Source organism: Streptomyces sp. NPDC006610 (assembly GCF_040611575.1).
GTDB lineage: Bacteria > Actinomycetota > Actinomycetes > Streptomycetales > Streptomycetaceae > Streptomyces.
In genome coordinates this window covers 1-15,195 of sequence record NZ_JBEXOP010000047.1, presented here as the reverse complement: position 1 = coordinate 15,195, position 15,195 = coordinate 1, and the positions used below count along the sequence as shown (strand labels likewise).

Annotated in this window: 12 protein-coding genes and 1 pseudogene; 3 read left to right on the top strand and 10 right to left on the bottom strand. The window is 68.6% G+C overall.

The window, feature by feature from the left end:
* Nucleotides 1-62: 62 nt before the first annotated feature.
* The 3 genes from ABZY13_RS29005 to ABZY13_RS28995 all read right to left on the bottom strand — a co-directional run bounded on the left by ABZY13_RS29005 (nt 63) and on the right by ABZY13_RS28995 (nt 4,083).
* Nucleotides 63-2,498 carry a CHAT domain-containing protein gene (locus ABZY13_RS29005; RefSeq protein WP_356635908.1) on the bottom strand — a complete coding sequence of 812 codons (2,436 nt, stop codon included), beginning with the start codon at nt 2,496-2,498 and terminating at the stop codon, nt 63-65.
* Between the two features lie 146 nt (nt 2,499-2,644).
* Nucleotides 2,645-3,682 carry a hypothetical protein gene (locus tag ABZY13_RS29000; protein ID WP_356635906.1) on the bottom strand — a complete coding sequence of 346 codons (1,038 nt, stop codon included), beginning with the start codon at nt 3,680-3,682 and terminating at the stop codon, nt 2,645-2,647.
* Entirely contained in the window at nt 3,682-4,083 is a 402-nt protein-coding gene (locus ABZY13_RS28995) for a hypothetical protein (RefSeq protein ID WP_356635904.1), read from the bottom strand. The genes ABZY13_RS29000 and ABZY13_RS28995 overlap by 1 nt, the downstream gene beginning before the upstream one ends.
* Nucleotides 4,084-5,155: 1,072 nt before the next feature.
* Here ABZY13_RS28995 and ABZY13_RS28990 point away from each other — a divergent pair.
* Together ABZY13_RS28990 and ABZY13_RS28985 are read left to right on the top strand one after the other, a co-directional pair.
* Nucleotides 5,156-6,190 (top strand): winged helix-turn-helix domain-containing protein, encoded by a 1,035-nt coding sequence (locus tag ABZY13_RS28990; RefSeq protein WP_356635902.1) that lies wholly within the window; start codon nt 5,156-5,158, stop codon nt 6,188-6,190.
* 44 nt (nt 6,191-6,234) lie between these two features.
* Nucleotides 6,235-6,654, top strand: coding sequence for a hypothetical protein (locus ABZY13_RS28985; protein ID WP_356635900.1), 420 nt, complete (start codon nt 6,235-6,237; stop codon nt 6,652-6,654).
* 574 nt (nt 6,655-7,228) lie between these two features.
* Here ABZY13_RS28985 and ABZY13_RS28980 read toward each other — a convergent pair.
* Nucleotides 7,229-7,681: an ATP/GTP-binding protein gene (locus tag ABZY13_RS28980; protein ID WP_356635898.1), complete on the bottom strand. Its 453-nt coding sequence runs from the start codon at nt 7,679-7,681 to the stop codon at nt 7,229-7,231.
* Nucleotides 7,682-7,863: 182 nt separating this feature from the next.
* Between ABZY13_RS28980 and ABZY13_RS28975 the strand changes: the two genes are divergently transcribed.
* Nucleotides 7,864-8,049, top strand: coding sequence for a hypothetical protein (locus tag ABZY13_RS28975; RefSeq protein ID WP_356635896.1), 186 nt, complete (start codon nt 7,864-7,866; stop codon nt 8,047-8,049).
* A 76-nt stretch (nt 8,050-8,125) separates the two neighbouring features.
* On the opposite strand, the gene ABZY13_RS28970 is transcribed toward ABZY13_RS28975, so the two are convergent.
* The 6 genes and pseudogenes from ABZY13_RS28970 to ABZY13_RS28945 all read right to left on the bottom strand — a co-directional run.
* Nucleotides 8,126-8,362 (bottom strand): hypothetical protein, encoded by a 237-nt coding sequence (locus ABZY13_RS28970; protein WP_356635894.1) that lies wholly within the window; start codon nt 8,360-8,362, stop codon nt 8,126-8,128.
* 87 nt (nt 8,363-8,449) lie between these two features.
* The gene (locus ABZY13_RS28965) at nt 8,450-8,887 is read right to left on the bottom strand and encodes a DUF4259 domain-containing protein (protein WP_356635892.1); all 438 of its coding nucleotides are present in this window, start codon (nt 8,885-8,887) and stop codon (nt 8,450-8,452) included.
* Between the two features lie 54 nt (nt 8,888-8,941).
* Nucleotides 8,942-10,537 (bottom strand): ISL3 family transposase, encoded by a 1,596-nt coding sequence (locus tag ABZY13_RS28960; RefSeq protein WP_356635890.1) that lies wholly within the window; start codon nt 10,535-10,537, stop codon nt 8,942-8,944.
* A 754-nt stretch (nt 10,538-11,291) separates the two neighbouring features.
* Nucleotides 11,292-11,708, bottom strand: a pseudogene (locus ABZY13_RS28955) (RHS repeat-associated core domain-containing protein); the annotation flags it as partial.
* Between the two features lie 433 nt (nt 11,709-12,141).
* The gene (locus ABZY13_RS28950; RefSeq protein WP_356635888.1) at nt 12,142-12,411 is read right to left on the bottom strand and encodes an RHS repeat-associated core domain-containing protein; all 270 of its coding nucleotides are present in this window, start codon (nt 12,409-12,411) and stop codon (nt 12,142-12,144) included.
* A gap of 687 nt (nt 12,412-13,098) precedes the next feature.
* Nucleotides 13,099-15,195, bottom strand: a 2,097-nt coding sequence (locus ABZY13_RS28945; protein ID WP_356635886.1) for an RHS repeat-associated core domain-containing protein, incomplete at its 5' end; no start/stop codon positions are given.

Below are 15,195 nucleotides of genomic sequence, written 5' to 3'. Positions count from 1 at the left end.
AGTAGGTGACTGGCTCGGTCTGCCGTGCTCGGCCAGGGTGGCGCAGAGCCGCGACGCCGGGGTCAGAGCCCGGTGAGAGTGAATGCGGCCCAGTCGGACGGGTGGGCGAACGGCCTGCTTGCAGCCCAGATCCGTCGGGCCAGCGGTCCGAGGCTGGCGGAGTCCTCAGCCGGTCGGAATCCGTCGGACACAAGATCGGCATTGGTCGCGTCGCGCAGTTGGATCTGGGCGCGCCTCAGCGCCGCCGCCGGGCTCCCTTCGCCCTCGGCGAGCGTTCGATGGAGGATCCGCATCAGCACCCCGGCCGCTCCATCGCCGACGGCCCACTGGGACGCGATGACCGCGTCCGCACCCGCGCTGAGGAGCGCCGTCGGTAGCCCGATCGCCTCGTCCGGCGTGTCCAGCGCCACGCGCGCGGTCTCGCACGCCGAGAGGACGAGAAGCCTTGGGCTGCCGAGGCGCTGACCGAGCAGGTCCAGGACCTCCAGATTCCTGTGGGCCAGAACGAGGTGGCTTTCCAGCATGTAGTTGGGAACGGACCGCCCGTGACAGGCGAAATGCACCACGGAGCTCCCCGAGACCTCGTCGAGGACACGCGACACGGTCGCGTCGGAACCGCTGAGTACATGTGCGGACGGAAACAGCCGGCTGATCTCCGCCACCTCGAGGCCGGCCGCCGGAAGGGCCGGCATGCCTTCCCGTCCGGGATCGTGCTGGTCGACGACGAGCACCCGGTCGAGCGGGACACCGACGGGTGGGAGGTCCGGTGCCGCGGCGTGGCGCCCACTCGGTGCGAACGCGACGGCGAACTCGTCCAGGACGTACCGCCGACGGCCCGATCCGTCGGCCGCCTCGGTCCAGGCCGCGTTGAGGGGCAGCAACCCAGTCCTCCCGCAGGCGACGACGGTGATCTCGTCGAGCCCGAGCCCGCGCACCGCGTCAACGACGGGGCCCATCGCCGCTTTCCAGAGCCAGGCACCGCAGCGGTCGACCTCGGCCAGCCACTGCGACCGGTCCTCCGCACGCGAGGCGTGCGCGCGTTCGAACGAGTTGACCATGTTGGCCAGCGCGTCGTTCGTGAGCAGCGGGAGGTCGACCGCAGTCGGAGACAGGGGTTCGCCCGGGGTCACGAGCAGGGCCAGGCCGCCGAACCTCGACTCCGACAGGTAGACGACGGGTCGGCGCAGCAGGCGCCAGTCGGGCGGCCCGTCACCGGTTCGTCCGAAGCCGTCCAGCCCGTCCTCGCGCCGGATCTCCTCGACCAGCTGGTCGAGACCTTCGCGGAGGAGCCGGTCCCGCTCGGACGGAACGTGGAAGCTGCCGTTCCGTCGGCTGCGCTTGGCCGCTTCGGTCTCCCGCACGTCCACCAACCAGCTGTCGAGGCGATCAGCCAGCTCTGCGTGCCCCGCCTCCCGGACCTGCTGCGGATCGAGTGCGAGCAGTCGGCACGCATCGTCGATCAGACGGGTGCGGCCGCGATCGAGCGCTGCCACGGCGCCGAGGATGTCTCCGGAGCGCACCAGAGCGTGCGCTAGGTTTCCGGCCAACGGCGTCGCCGCCGACAGCAGGAACGACTTGAACCGCCAGCCGTACTGCGCGGCCAATGCCCGGTGCAACCGCTGCTCGGCGCCGGCCAGGACCTGGGCCGCCTCACTCCAGGGGCCACGATCGGCGAGCCACGCGGCCCGGGTCTCCCGGTAGGAGTGGTCGACGGCGAACGGCTCCTGCGGCCGCCGGGCCGCCCGATCGACCGATCGGAACGCCGAAGCCGTCTCGGAACCGTCCGGAAGCTCGGTGGTCATCATCGCGAGGTTCCGGGCCAGCCCCGGCCGGTGGGGAGAATCCTCCGGCGCCGATAGGAGGGCTCTCCGGAGCTCCTCGACCGCACGGTGCAGATCGCGCTGTCGGTGTTCGGCCTCGTACCGCTTGAACAGCAGGTTGGCCGTGGTCCCCCGGATCGCTGCGACGAGGTCGCGGTCGTCCTGGGACACGTGCCGCAGGGCTCGCTGCAGATGGGCCAGGCCGGTGCGGACGTCGTCGAGGTCACCGGAGTGGACGAAGCGGAGGTCGTAGGCCGTTCCGAGGCCCTGGAGGTACCGCGCGCACAACGGGTCGCCCGGGCCTGATCGCTCGATGCACTCCCGCAGTGCTCCGATCACCCTGGCCAGGTGCTGGAGCGCCAGATCCGTGCCGTAACCGGCTGGGAACAACTGGACCACCTCGACGAACGTGTAGGCCAAGGCGTACAAGCGTGCCGATCGGTCCGGGTGATCGACCGGGGTCGCCTCGGAGGCGTCCGAGACGTACCGGGCGCCCGCTTCGAGGTCCCCGATGTTGCCGGACCACTGGTACCGGGTGACCAGGATCTGCCCGAGCAGGAGCGTCGCCTCCGGGGGCACCTCGTCCTGGTGCAGTTGGGCCCGCTCGACGGCAGGAGCGAGAGCCACCACCGCCGCGTCCAGCAGATCATGACGACCGGTCATCGCGTAGAACGCCATGATGCGGTGGGCCTGGCGAAGGGCCTCCGGGACGGAGTCGCCCCCGGAGCCCGATCCTCGCGCGCGCCGCCGTCGGGACATCCGGCCTCCTTCTCGTCATGGCCGTGGGGAGAGCGTCCGTGCGACCGAGGGTCAAACGCCTCGGATCAGTCCGCGGCGGCAGGTGGAGCAGCCACGGTAGGCGGGTTCGGCTGCTCCGGGTCCTGCCCCTCGCAGCTCACGGGGCCCTGTTGAACGGGCGTCCGGGAGGTGAGGACCAGGTCGGGACGGTGGCTTCCGCGCCATAGATAAGCCGTCAACTCCTGACCGGCTACTCGTTCAGCTGCCGGATCGTTCGGCATGGGCCAGCGAAGCGCCGAGTACAGGGCCTCGCGCTGTACGTCGAACACGGCTTCCACCAGGGCGCCGAAGGCCGCCGCGCGGGGAATGGCCCACATGCGGTAGACCGCCCACGCGCCCGCAAGTCCCAGCGGCAGCGCCAGCGGCTGCCACGGAGTCCAGGCAACGAACAGCAGCGCCCAGCACCAGGCCGCGACCGCCTCGTCCAGCGAGGCCCGTGCCGCCGACAGTTCCTTGCGCGCGGAATCCGTCATGGTCAACCACAGCCTCGGCCAGCACACGACGGCGTCCAGCCCGTACTTGTCGGCCGGACGCGTCTCCGCCGCCCGCAGCGTGTTCCCGAGCCGGGTGGGCATCAGCCGGACCGACACTGCGGAATCGGTCTCCACGGGGAAGTCCCGCAGCCACAGCTCCAAACGCATCGCCCGATCCAGCGCCCGCCTGCGCGCGGCCGCTCCGCGTGCCGGGTCCTCGGCTTTTTCCCAGGCGTCCTGATAGCGGGAGCCGGCCCGGCGTACTCTGAACGCCGTCCACGAGACGAGCGGCCAACTCACCAGCGCAGGCCAGTGGTACCCCTCGATGACCCTGGTGATCGGCGTCGCGATCCGGGCCACCACCACGGCCGACCCCGTCACCAGCGCCAGTCCGCCGACCAGGAGCGCTGCTCGAAGTGCCATGGGTCGGTCGGTGAAAGCCGACGACGCCCTGGTGGCGAAGGCGGTGAAACCGACCTGCCACGCCGCTCCGGCCAGACCGAGCCCCCAGAACAGCAGGGCACCCGCAGCCGTCGAGAGCCAGCGGTCCGCAAGCTTCGAACCCAAGCGGTTCCAGAAGGACGAGAGCATCACCGCTCCAGCGGCGCGCGATGCGTCGGACAGACCGGCAGCGGGACCGCCGCGGTCCGCCGGTAGAACACGAAATCCCCTTCCGGGCAACGGTACTTGTCCGGAGGCGTGGCCACCGGCGCCCCGGGCAGACCCTGGTACGCCCTCTCCGGCAGTACGACGAACTCCGGCGGAACGCCGTGCTCGAGGAAAGCGCCCGACCACGCCAACGTGGCCGGCGATTGCTCCAGCGTGGCTGCTACCCGGTCCCCGACTAGATGCCCCTGCCGGGCCAAATCGAGCAGGTCCGCAAGCTCTCGATCCAGGGCGGCCGCGAGATCCTCGGGCACCAGGCCCAGAAGGTATGCCCGGATGGCTCGCGCGGTGTCCTGCAGTTGGGTCTCATCGCTCGGGGACTCCATGACCCGAACCTAGAACACAACTCAGCGCATCAGTAGTGAAACCGGTGAGTAGTACCACGGCAGCCGGCGAACCGGCCCCGACCCGGCTCGGGGTGTCGTCCGGGCCGCGCGCCGTTCCTTGGCGTCCGGCGGTCCGGGATTCGGCCGCATGGGACGCGGCCCGATCGCAGGGGACTGTCGACGTCGCTCGATGGTGCTACGCCTGGGGTCATCGGGCGCACCGTCGCCTGGCTCGTCGGCTTCCGCCGACTCCACCGCTGGCAGGAACGCAAAGGAACCCGCTTCGCAGCCTCCGCCACAACCACTGCAGACTCGCTGGCTGCGGGGCGTTCAGCTTGGGACGGCGGAGAGGGCGCGGCCTGTGTGCCAGCTCTACCTCCTGTAACCAGCGGGCCTGGGATGTCATCCCTGCAGCCCGCGATCGATGTCGTGTGTGTGGCCGGTATGGCCGTTGAGCACTGGTGCCGCCCTCGACCGCCTTGACCGCGGCCGGCACCAGGGAAAGCGGGCCACCTTCACTCACCTGCGGAAAGCGTCCGTTAGGTCCGCCACCCGGTGCCGGTGGTGCGGTGCCTGCCAACATCCAAGGGCTGCGCGGTTGATTGACAGCCCGCTCCCCTCCAGCCATCAAACCGAAGCGCCAGCGCCTGGAAGGAACGGTCCGCCGATGCCAGGCAGCGGCCCCCCTCACCGCGATGCATGGGCTCACCTGGGCGTTCGCCTTTGACGGACGCCTCGAACGGCTTCGCCAATCAACTGAGGGCAGGGTGAGTCGGCGCGCGTGCCTGCATAACTGCTCGAAGGGAAAGTCGTTGCGCGCACCGCGTACTACGAAGAGCCGGATGGCGCCTTCGCCACATGCGCAGTGATGAGCGAACGAAAGCGCACGAAGTCTTCTCCCCCCGTGTCGGTCACGGCCTTCGCAGAGTTGCTGGGGCCGCAGTGCCTGGTCCAGCAAGCGTGGCAGCGCCCGGAGGGGACGGACAAGGACATGTCGTGAAGACCGAAAGATGCTGGTCGGAACAGGTACAGGCTGTCGAATAATCAGACATACGACTGCGATGGGAGGGTCATGGGGCTCAGGGTGCACTTCACGGCGGAGGATCTGTCCCGCGTCAGGATGGTGTCGGGTCCCGACCCGGGCTGGGAGATCGTGCTCAGCGCCATACAGCTGGCTTCCACGCAGGCCACGGCCGTCTTCGGCCCCTGGCGCGGCGCTGCCCGAGCGCGTCTGAAGGCGCTGCGGGCGCCGCATGTGCGTCTGCTGCGTTTTCTGGCGCCTCCGGTGGGAGACTTCCCCGACTTCCTCACCCCGGCGCAGACGGATCCTTGCCTGGAGTCCACGGTGGATGCGGTGCTCTCCACGTCCGGCGAGCGATTACGCAGCGACCTGGCCGTGCTTCCTGCCCCGCCGGGCTGGGCCCGCGGGCTGGCCGACGGCGACCGGACAGTGCTCGGCACGCTCGGTGAGGCACTGCGTGACTACCACCGCACGGTCCTGGCACCGGTGTGGCCGCGTCTGCAGGCGCTGGTCGACGCCGACCGGGCCCAGCAGGGCCGCGCTTTCACGGACCACGGCGTCGAGGGCCTGCTGCAGACTCTGGGACCCGCGCTGCGCTGGCGCCCGCCCGTGCTGGAGGCGGACTATCCGGTCGACCGCGACCTGTACCTGGACGGGCGCGGGCTCGTGCTGGTGCCCTCGGTGTTCTGCTGGCGCACACCCGTCACCCTGGTCGACCCCGAACTGCGCCCGGTCCTGGTCTACCCCGTCTCTCCCGGCCCCGGCTGGCACCTGAGCTCGGCCGAGCGCATCCCCGGACCGGAGGACCGGCTGGCCCACCTGCTGGGACACAGCAGAGCAGCCGCTTTGCGGGTGATCGAGGACGGCTGCACCACGGGCGAACTCGCCCGGCGTATCGGCGTCACCCCGCCCACCGCCAGCCAGCACGCGACCATACTGCGCGAAGCCGACCTGATCACCACCACCCGCCGCCGCAACACAGTGCTCCACACCCTCACCCCCCTGGGCGCCGCCCTGCTCAGCGCCAACCCCGGGAAGCAGCCCAAGACACCGGCAGGAAAACGGCCAGCAGCCCGGTCCCAATGAGGCCCCGTCCGGCCGGGCCAGACTCGGTCATTAGGGTGATTCACATGGACATGCGCAGGATCGCCGCAGTACTGGCCGAGGAAGCCGAACAGCAGATCCAGGACCATGTGTGGGAAGTGACCTCGGACGACCGCGCCCTCGCTCTCGACACAGAAGCCGGCCTGCGTGACGCCGTCGGCCCGCCCCACGCCCAGGAAGCCCTGCCGCCGATCAAAAGGCTCGAACGCCTGCGGGAAACACTCGCCGTCCTGGCGATCTCCCTCGCACGCACCCACGGCCGCCTGGCCTGGTTCCTCTCCGGCGCCCTCAACACACTCGAACCCGTCCTGCGCTGGCGCGCCCTGCCCGCCGACCACGGCGGCACCTTCGGCACCGTCCTCCCCAGCCACGACGACTACACCGAGGCCGAGGATGCCGTCCGCCGACTTCAGGACGTCCTCGCACGGATCGGCCGAACCGACTGACCCAACCCTGTTCTGCAAGAGCTGCACAACGCGGGCCGGCCCGTCACCCCGGCGGGAGGGCGTCACCTGCCGGAGCCCCGGCAGTGACGCGCATGATCTGAACGTGCCCGCGGCCCAGGTGATCAACTCCCCCAGTGCCGGACGAGCCGCTCACAGAGCGGCCTTGACCCTTCAGGCCAGCCCACTGCGCACACACCGGCCCGATGCGCACCCGCGACAGCCGCCTACGCACTGCACAGCCCGGCCGCCCGGCCCTTGCGCATCGGAGTGCGCAGCCACCCCGAGCACAGCCCGCCCGACCCCTACCATGGGCCCTGACCATGCAGGTCAGCGCCACAATGCGCAGACCCGTCACGCAGCCGCACACACCGGCACCCGGAACCCCGGACAGCAGCCGCACCAGACGCCGCGGACGCCCGGCTGCGCACTACGGCGCACCCGCTGCGCAGCACGCAGCCGACCCTGGTGCGCACTGCGCAGCGGGCGGTCCTTCGGTGCGCAGCCGGCCGTTGCGCAGCCGGTGCGCAGAACCCGGACCGCACAGCTGCGCAGGCCCCGGCCACGGGCGCGGGGGTCAGTTGAGGACCTGGGCCTCGCCGACGGCAACGGGCCGGGAGCTGGTGCGGGTCTCCGTCCACCGGCCGGTGTTGGTCTCGGTACCTTGGACGCGCCAGGTGATGGTCCAGGTGGAGGTGGCGGTCACTGTGTAGCGGGCGCGGGGCTTGTCGGCGGAGGTGCGGGTGTAGCGGTGCCCGCAGTCCGGGGAGACGGCCGCGCCAGCGCTTGCCCGGTAGGGGGTACTGGGGCCGGTGCACGTCACCGTCGTGCCGTCGCCCATGTCCCAGCGGACGGCCGTGACGCGGGCGGTGGCAGTGACCGTCATGCCGCCCGCGCTCGCCGACGCCGTCGCCGGTCCGTAGGTGGTGGGGCTGGGGCGGACCCACATCCGCATCGGCATCCCGATTAAATACTTCCCGGCCGCGCGAGGGCTGGCGATGTCCGGGCCCTTCAGCTCTATCTGGTCCACCGCCCGCCGGGCGACCACGGCCGGGTCGAGCGGGAGCTTCGGGGGCGGCGCCGTCGGGCAGCCACATCCACACCGTCCGCCCGCCCTCACACCGCACCTCGTAGACCGCGCCGTCCTCGCCCGGCCGGCCGGGACGGTAGCTGATGCTGCCCTCCAGCGGCTGCGGCGACATCCGCTCGTAGATGCACTTCGGCGGGTCCGACGCCGCCTCCGAGCCCGAGCTGGAAGAAGCGGGCGGCCGGGAACTGGGCGCGCCCTGGGCGCCGCCGGACCCGCCCGAGGTGCTGCCGCCGTCGGCGCACACCTTCACGAACCGCGTCGAGCTGGAGCAGTTCGGGCCCACCCCGCGGCCGCCTGCGTCGGCGTGAGCGGCCGGGGCCGCGGCGGCCGCCAGGAGCACCGCGGCCCCGGCCGACAGGACCCGACCCCTACGCGGGCGGGGGATCAGCATTCAGGGCCGTCCGTGGCGATCCGGGTGATCATCCACCGGCCGTCCCAGCGTTCCGCGCTCACCGTCATCACGTAGCGCAGCGGCTGCTCGGTGGGCAGCGGGACCTCCTTACCCGCCTTGACCGTGCGGTAGCGCGAGAGGTCCACGCAGTCGATCAGCTTCGCCGTGGGCATCTTCGCTTCGAGGTCGAACTTGGTCACCTTCGCGTCGTGGCCGACCTCCCCGGTCACGACTGCGCCGGAGTGGCTCTGTTCACGAGAACCGGCTCTGGCTCAACTTCTGTGACACGGCCACTCTCCGTGGCTGCGGGTCACCGATTAGATCTCGAACAGGGCGTCCTCTTGTGGCGGGATCGGAGGGTCAAGGACATCGCGGAGGCGAGTGATGTCCTGGCGCCACTTCGACCAGTTCGCGGCTTCGGCCCACAGCTCGGCGAGTTCAGACCGGTTGGAGACCACTTGATCCAGAGCGTCGACGGCGAGCATTCGAAGGTCTGCAGGCAACTCCGGTAGCGGCTCTGAAGGGCCATAGTTCGAGCACGGCCGATCACAGTCAGGATGCTGGGCGGCGACCAGGGCCGCCGCGCCCACGGCTCGCTCGCCGTCGTAGATACCCAGGAAGTCCGCGGGCCCGGCGGCACGCTTGAGCACGCCCCGGATCATGGCTTCGCGCTCTTCCAGTGCTGCCTCGTCCAGTTCATCGGCGAAGTCGGCGGCGGTGTCGTTGTCGAACGGGCCGATGTCCCAGGTGCCCATGTCTCTCCTCGCGCGGTCGTCTGGGGATCGTCGCACTGGCCACTGACAGTGCGCTCAGGAGGCAAGCAGTACCCGCTTGCGCAGGAGGTTGAAGCCAGCGCGTCCATACATCTGCCGCTTGATCATTTTGATGCGGTTGACATGGCCTTCGACTGCGCCCGAGCTCCATGGCAGGGTGAGACCGGCAATGACGGAATCGCGGTCGCGGTCGATGCCGGCGGCAAGGGTATGGAGACCGGGCAGATCGTCCTGCCGGACGGCAACAAGCCAGTCCGGGAGACGCTCGCCCTGGCGCTCGGTCAGCATGACGGCGAAGGCGCGGACGTGTCGGGTGAGCGCGTCGATCTCGGGGCAGTGGGTGCGCACGGTTTCGAGCAGCAGTTGTTCGGGCTCGGGAAGGGTTTCCGGTCGCCGGAGACTCCATCCGGCGACCGTTCGGGGCGAGGACGGCCGGGCGACTACCGGTCGTGGGGAAGTGCGCTTCTTGTGCAGGTAGGCGCGGACGCGCTGGTAGCCGCCCTTGTAGCCGAGCGGCACGATCTCTTCCCACAGCTTCCAGACGTTGGTGCAGCCCTCGTTCCACCGGTCGTCCAAGTAGGGCTTGTAGTCATCGAGGACCGAAGGCCGGTTCTGCCACTGGCCGGTTAACAGCTCCTCCGGAGCCTTTACCTCGGCGAGCTGCTTGACGGTCCGCCAGGTCATGCCGAGCTGCCGCTGGACAGAGCAACGGCTGTGCCCGGCTTCCAGCAGTGCGTGAACATCGGCGTGCCGAGCCCTGGTGCGGTCGGCGAAACGATGGCCGGTCGGCCATGGCGAGCCAAAGGAATCTTTCTCCGGCGCCGGCTCGGGGGCGGGGGCGGCCGTAACAAGGGCGCGGAGACAGCGGCGGTGCTGAGCGACGGCCCGTTCGGCAGCCTCGCTCAAGTTGTGCCAGAGGTGCCAGCGGTCCGCGACCTGGACCGCCTGTGGAGCTCCGACGGTGGCACCTTCGGCGAAGAACGGCGCCCGGTCACGGCAGATCACCTCAACGCCCAGCCGCGCGGCGAGCCAGGCCGCCAGGCTGGACGCCTCCCGGTCGGGCAGCAGGTCGATGGGGCGGCGGGTCTCGATGTCGATGCGGACGGTGCCGTAGTGGCGGCCTTTCCGGGTCGCGTACTCGTCAACGCCGACAACCCGTGGTGCGGCCACCTTGGGCTCGGGAAGCACGTCCACCAGACGAAGCACCGTGCTGCGACTGACGGAAACGCCGAGAACGTCGGCGAGGCGGGCCCCGGCCCGGCCCGCGAGCGCCAAGCCGACCGACGCCAGGGTCGAGCGCAACCGTTCGGTCCGCTGACTGTGCCGACGCGTCAGGCCCGGTATCTGCTCGACGAAGGTACGGCGTGCGCAGTCCGATTTTCCACAGGTGAACCGTCGGACCTTCAATCGAAGGACAACCCGTCGGCCTCCGCTGGGAACATCAGCAGGAAACCGCAGATAGGAACCGTGAACCCGGTTCGACCAGGTGCCACAGACCGGACACACGGCGCCGTCGGCGGTGCATAGTGCGTCAACGCGCACTATCGCGATGTTCACGTCTACCGACAGCACCGCGACGGCTGCGATTGACGGGAACAGCAACTCCTTGAGCCGGAGCAGGACCTCTTCCACGGCCCTGAACATTCAGCCCAACTGCGTTGCCCAGGGATCATTTTCAGGCGACTTCACCCACACCTCGAAGAGGGCCAGTAGTCACGGAGAGTGGCCGTCTCACAGAAGTTGAGCCAGAGCCGGTTCTCGTGAATAGAGCCAGTGCCTGGGTCAAGGACTGGAACGCAGACCCCCAAACCGTTCGTCTGGGCCAAGACCGCCGAGGAGATCCTCGAATCCCTCGCCCGATTCTGCCGACGGATCTCCGGCGCAGGACACCTAGTGAAACCAAGCGGCAGTGTGGCAGGAGGTCACCTGCCTCACTGCCCTTGCTCAGTTCCTGTGCCGGCTCCTTGAACATGAACATTCAGTCAGGCTGCACGACGCCGGAGACCCCAGTGACGGGCGGGTGACGAAACCGGTCACTTCTGCCTTTTCGACGCCGCGACGGCGGCCCATGCCAGCCCCAGGACAAGGAGCCCGATCACGACCCACATCGGGGCTCCACCCAGGCCCTTGTATGCCAGTACAGTCCAGTCGTTGCTCTGTCGCATCGGAGTCACTCCACTCCTTCGGTTGGGATCGGCTGCGCTTCTGACTACTTCGTGGCTCTGTCGTATACGGCCCCAGTTACCTCGCCCGCTGCCATTCCCGCCAGTGCGCAACCACCTGAACCCACTCCCCCGGTCAGATAGAGACACCCTGCGGTCACTCCCTTGTCGACGGCGAAACTCAGCGCCGTTCCGAAAGCCTCCTCGTACTGACCGCTCTCCATCTACGATGCGAACTCACCGACTGCGACGGCGTCAGTGATGGTGCCCAGCCCGTCAACCGCCTGGTTAAGTGCTTTGCCAAAGGACACCAACCCGCTCGGGTCGATGCGGTTGACGGGGTCGCCTTCGGCGTAGAGGTAGGGGTTCTTTTCCTGGCCGGAGGGGTCGGGCTGGGTGAAGCGGCCGATGTTGGCGTCGTAGTAGCGGTGCTGGAAGTGGTAGAGGCCGGTGGGGTCCTGGTAGCCGCCGGCGAAGCGGTAGGGCTGGGCGACCGGCTCGGACGACTGGGCCAGCAGACGCACGCCGCGGGGGCTGTACGCGTAGCTGTTGACCTTGTTGCCGTCCGCGTCCGCCAGGGCGACCACGCTGCCGATGGCGTCCGTGAGGTAGAAGTACGTCCTGCCCCCGGTCGCCATGGATACCACGCGCTTGACGCGGACTGCTTCACAATCTTCCCTTATTCATGAAAACTAAGCCTGCGAGGATAAATGGAGCACCCATGGACACCGAAGTGAGTTTCGATAGATCGGCGATGCCCCACGCGAGTGAGAGGATGCAGCCAGTAACTATGAGGAAGCCGCCCAGGGTGCGCAATTTCTTATTTGCGTTTCTGCCAGGAGCGGGCAGCTACCGCCGCAATCGCCGCGGCGGCCAGCGCAAGGAATAATATGGGCAGCGCCCATCCTTCCGGTATCCATCGCCCCTTTCCTTCTGAGGCGACTTGGTACAGAGCTGCTACAAACACATTCTTTCCTTCGTGTCGGAGGGGGAGCCGCTTGAAGCGGCTCCCCCGAGGTGTTTGCTTATGACCACACGTCCACGGTGGTGCCCTCTGCGAATAGACCCGCAGCTTCACCGGCAACCATGCATGGAACCGCCGCCGCACCTGCGCCGGTGGGGCCACCGCTCCTGACCGGAGGGGGCGGGCTGGGTGCAGCGGCCGATGTTGGCGTCGTAGTAGCGAGCCTTCAGGTGGTACAGGCCGGTGGGGTCCTGGTAGCCGCCGGCGAAGCGGTAGGGCTGGGCGACCGGCTCGGACGACTGGGCCAGCAGGCACACGCCGCGCGGGCTGTACGCGTAGCTGTTCACCTTGTTGCCGTCCGCGTTCGCCAGGGCGACCACGCTGCCGATGGCGGCCGTGAGATAGAAGTACGTCCTGCCGTCTGCGTCTCCGCTTCCAGCACCGCAAGCCAGTGCCGGCCTCGGCCACCCGCGTCCGCTCGGCGGCGCTCCACCTCGGCCGCTGCCTCCGCCTCGGCGGTCTTCTTCTCGTGCTCCGCCGTCGGGCGCCGTTTCTTCGTCTGGCGTCGGCATACCAGAAGGAGTGACTGCGACCCTCATACCCCATGGTAGTTGGCGAGGACCTTCAAGGAGAGGGTCGCGGACGCGATGACGTCGAACGGCGCCAGCGTCGAGGTGGTGCTCCAGACGTCGGGGGCAGTTGTCCTGGGTTTGCGGGCCACACTGCCCGAGATGTTCAACGCGGGGTCCAGCGGTCGGGTGACGGTAGGGGTGGTGCCTTCTTCCGGCAGGCGCCACCCCTATCGTCCTAAACTTGCCTTCTTGCCGTTGCTCGCGTGGCAATAACTGCCCCGCCCCAAAAGAGGACGGTCATAGCGAGAACAGTCAGTCCGCCAGCGATCATGCCCGTGATCAGTAGCGCGGCTGAGAGTACAACGCCGAGCACGCCGAAGACATGTGTCGTGATCAACAACCGTTTGGCCAGTGCTTGGCGCTGTAGCGATACTCCGACCTGACGCACTCTACGTCTCCTCTCACACCCATCGGGTTGTACCGATGGGTAACTGTTTAGCTAAAGGGCATCTGTGCGATCTGACTTCCCGCCCAGCTAGCCGCGTAGCAGCCGGCGGCAAATCCCAGCGAGGTGCCGAGCGTTAACGGAGCGGCCACAACTGCGCTCGCACACCCCACGGCAATACCGCCTCCCACTACGGCTCCCGCTACATCGCCCCACAGGGCTTTGGTGTCTCCCTGAGCCAGGTGCACGCCAGCTTGAACAAGGTCACCGGCCGGACCGAGAGCATCAGCCACCACGCTCATGCTGAGCGTTCCGTGAGGGTCGATGCGGTTGACGGGGTCGCCTTCGGCGTAGAGGTAGGGGTTCTTTTCCTGGCCGGAGGGGTCGGGCTGGGTGAAGCGGCCGATGTTGGCGTCGTAGTAGCGGTGCTGGAGGTGGTAGAGGCCGGTGGGGTCCTGGTAGTTGCCGGCGAAGCGGTGGGGCTGGGCGACCGGTTCGTACGACTGGGCCAGCAGGCGCACGCCGCGGGGGCTGTACGCGTAGCTGTTGACCTTGTTGCCGTCCGCGTCCGCCAGGGCGACCACGCTGCCGATGGCGTCCGTGAGGTAGTAGTGCGTCTTGCCCCCGGTCGTCATGGAGTTCAGCGTGCCCCCGGGTTCGCGGGTAAATCCCATGTCAGCACCGGCAGTTGTCTTCGCGGACAGGCCGAGCGGGCCGTTGTGGAAGAAGGTGTCGCCGAGGCGGATGCGTTCGCTCTGGTCGGTGGAGCCGTACTGGCCGGCGTACGCCTTGCCGGCGACCGTGACCGAGGTCAGCTGGGAGTGGTCGGTGTAGGTCTCGCCGGTGCGGGCGTAGTCGTCCGTGGAGGCGCCGGCCGTCTCGTTGCCGATCGGATCGTAGGACCAGGCGCCGGTGGTGCTGGACTTGGCGGTCAGCTGCTGGGCGTCGTTGTAGGTGTAGGTGGTGCCGCGCGGGCAGCCGGGGTCGGTGCCCTGCGAGGTGAGGTTGCCGGCCAGGTCGTAGCAGTACTGCCAGGAGTCGGTGACCGCCCCGGACTTCTCCTCCTTGGCGTAGGAGAAGCGGCCCGCGCCGTCGTAGGAGTAGGTGCGCTTGGTGCTGCGGACGTGGTCCGTGCTGGTGCGGATCTTGCTGCCGTCGGTGGCGGCGTCGGTGCCGTAGCCGTAGGTGTAGGCCAGGTCCACCAGGGTGCCCTGCGGGGAGGTCGCCCTGATGGTCCTGGGCCGGCTGGAGTTGTCGACGTCGACCTTCTGCACCGTTCCGCCGGGGTAGGTCGTCGTGGTGCGGACGTCGTTGTTGTTGTAGCCGTACTTGGTGATCTTTCCTTGCGGGTCCTTCAGCTCGGTGAGCTTGTTGACCTCGTTCCAGGTGTAGTCGACCTTGCCGGCCGGGTCCTGGTAGTAGTCGACGTTGCCGGCCGGGGTGTAGGCGAGCAGGGTCTGCGAGCCGTCCTGGAGGTGGCGGACCGTCTCGCGCTGGAGCGGGTCGAACTCGTACTTCACCGTGCCCGTGCCGTCTGAGCGCTGGACGAGGTTGCCGTCGCCGTCGTACCAGTACTCGACCTTGACCGTGTTCGGTGAGGTGACGGTGCGGATGCGGTCGAGGTGGTCGTAGGTGTAGGAGACCGTGATGCCGCGGGCGTCCGTGACCGTTCTGGTGCGGCCCAGGTCGTCGTAGGTGAAGGTGGTCCTGTCCAGCGGAGCCGGGGGCTGGACCCGCTCCAGGTTGCCCTTGGCGTCGTAGTGGAAGTCGGTGACGACGGTCTTCGTCGACGTCATCTTCGTCTTCGCCTTGCAGCGCTGGCCCTCGAAACCGCCGCAGGCCGGGGTGGCGGGGTTGTAGTCGAAGGAGACGTTGCCGCCGCCGGTGCCGGTCTGCGCCACCGAGGTGGTGTTGCCGGCCGTGTCGTAGGTGAAGCTGGTCTTCTCGCCGTCGGCGTTGGTGGAGTCCTTAGGCACGTCACCGCCGGCGATGGTCTGCCAGGAGTTGACCGTCCTGGCGCCGGTGGGTGCGGTGGCGGTCTCCAGGTTGTTGCGGGTGTCGAAGCCGTAGTCGGTGACGTTGCCGGGTGTCGTGCCCGAACCCATCGCGTCCGTCGTGGAGTCGATGTTGTTGTTGGCGTCGAACTT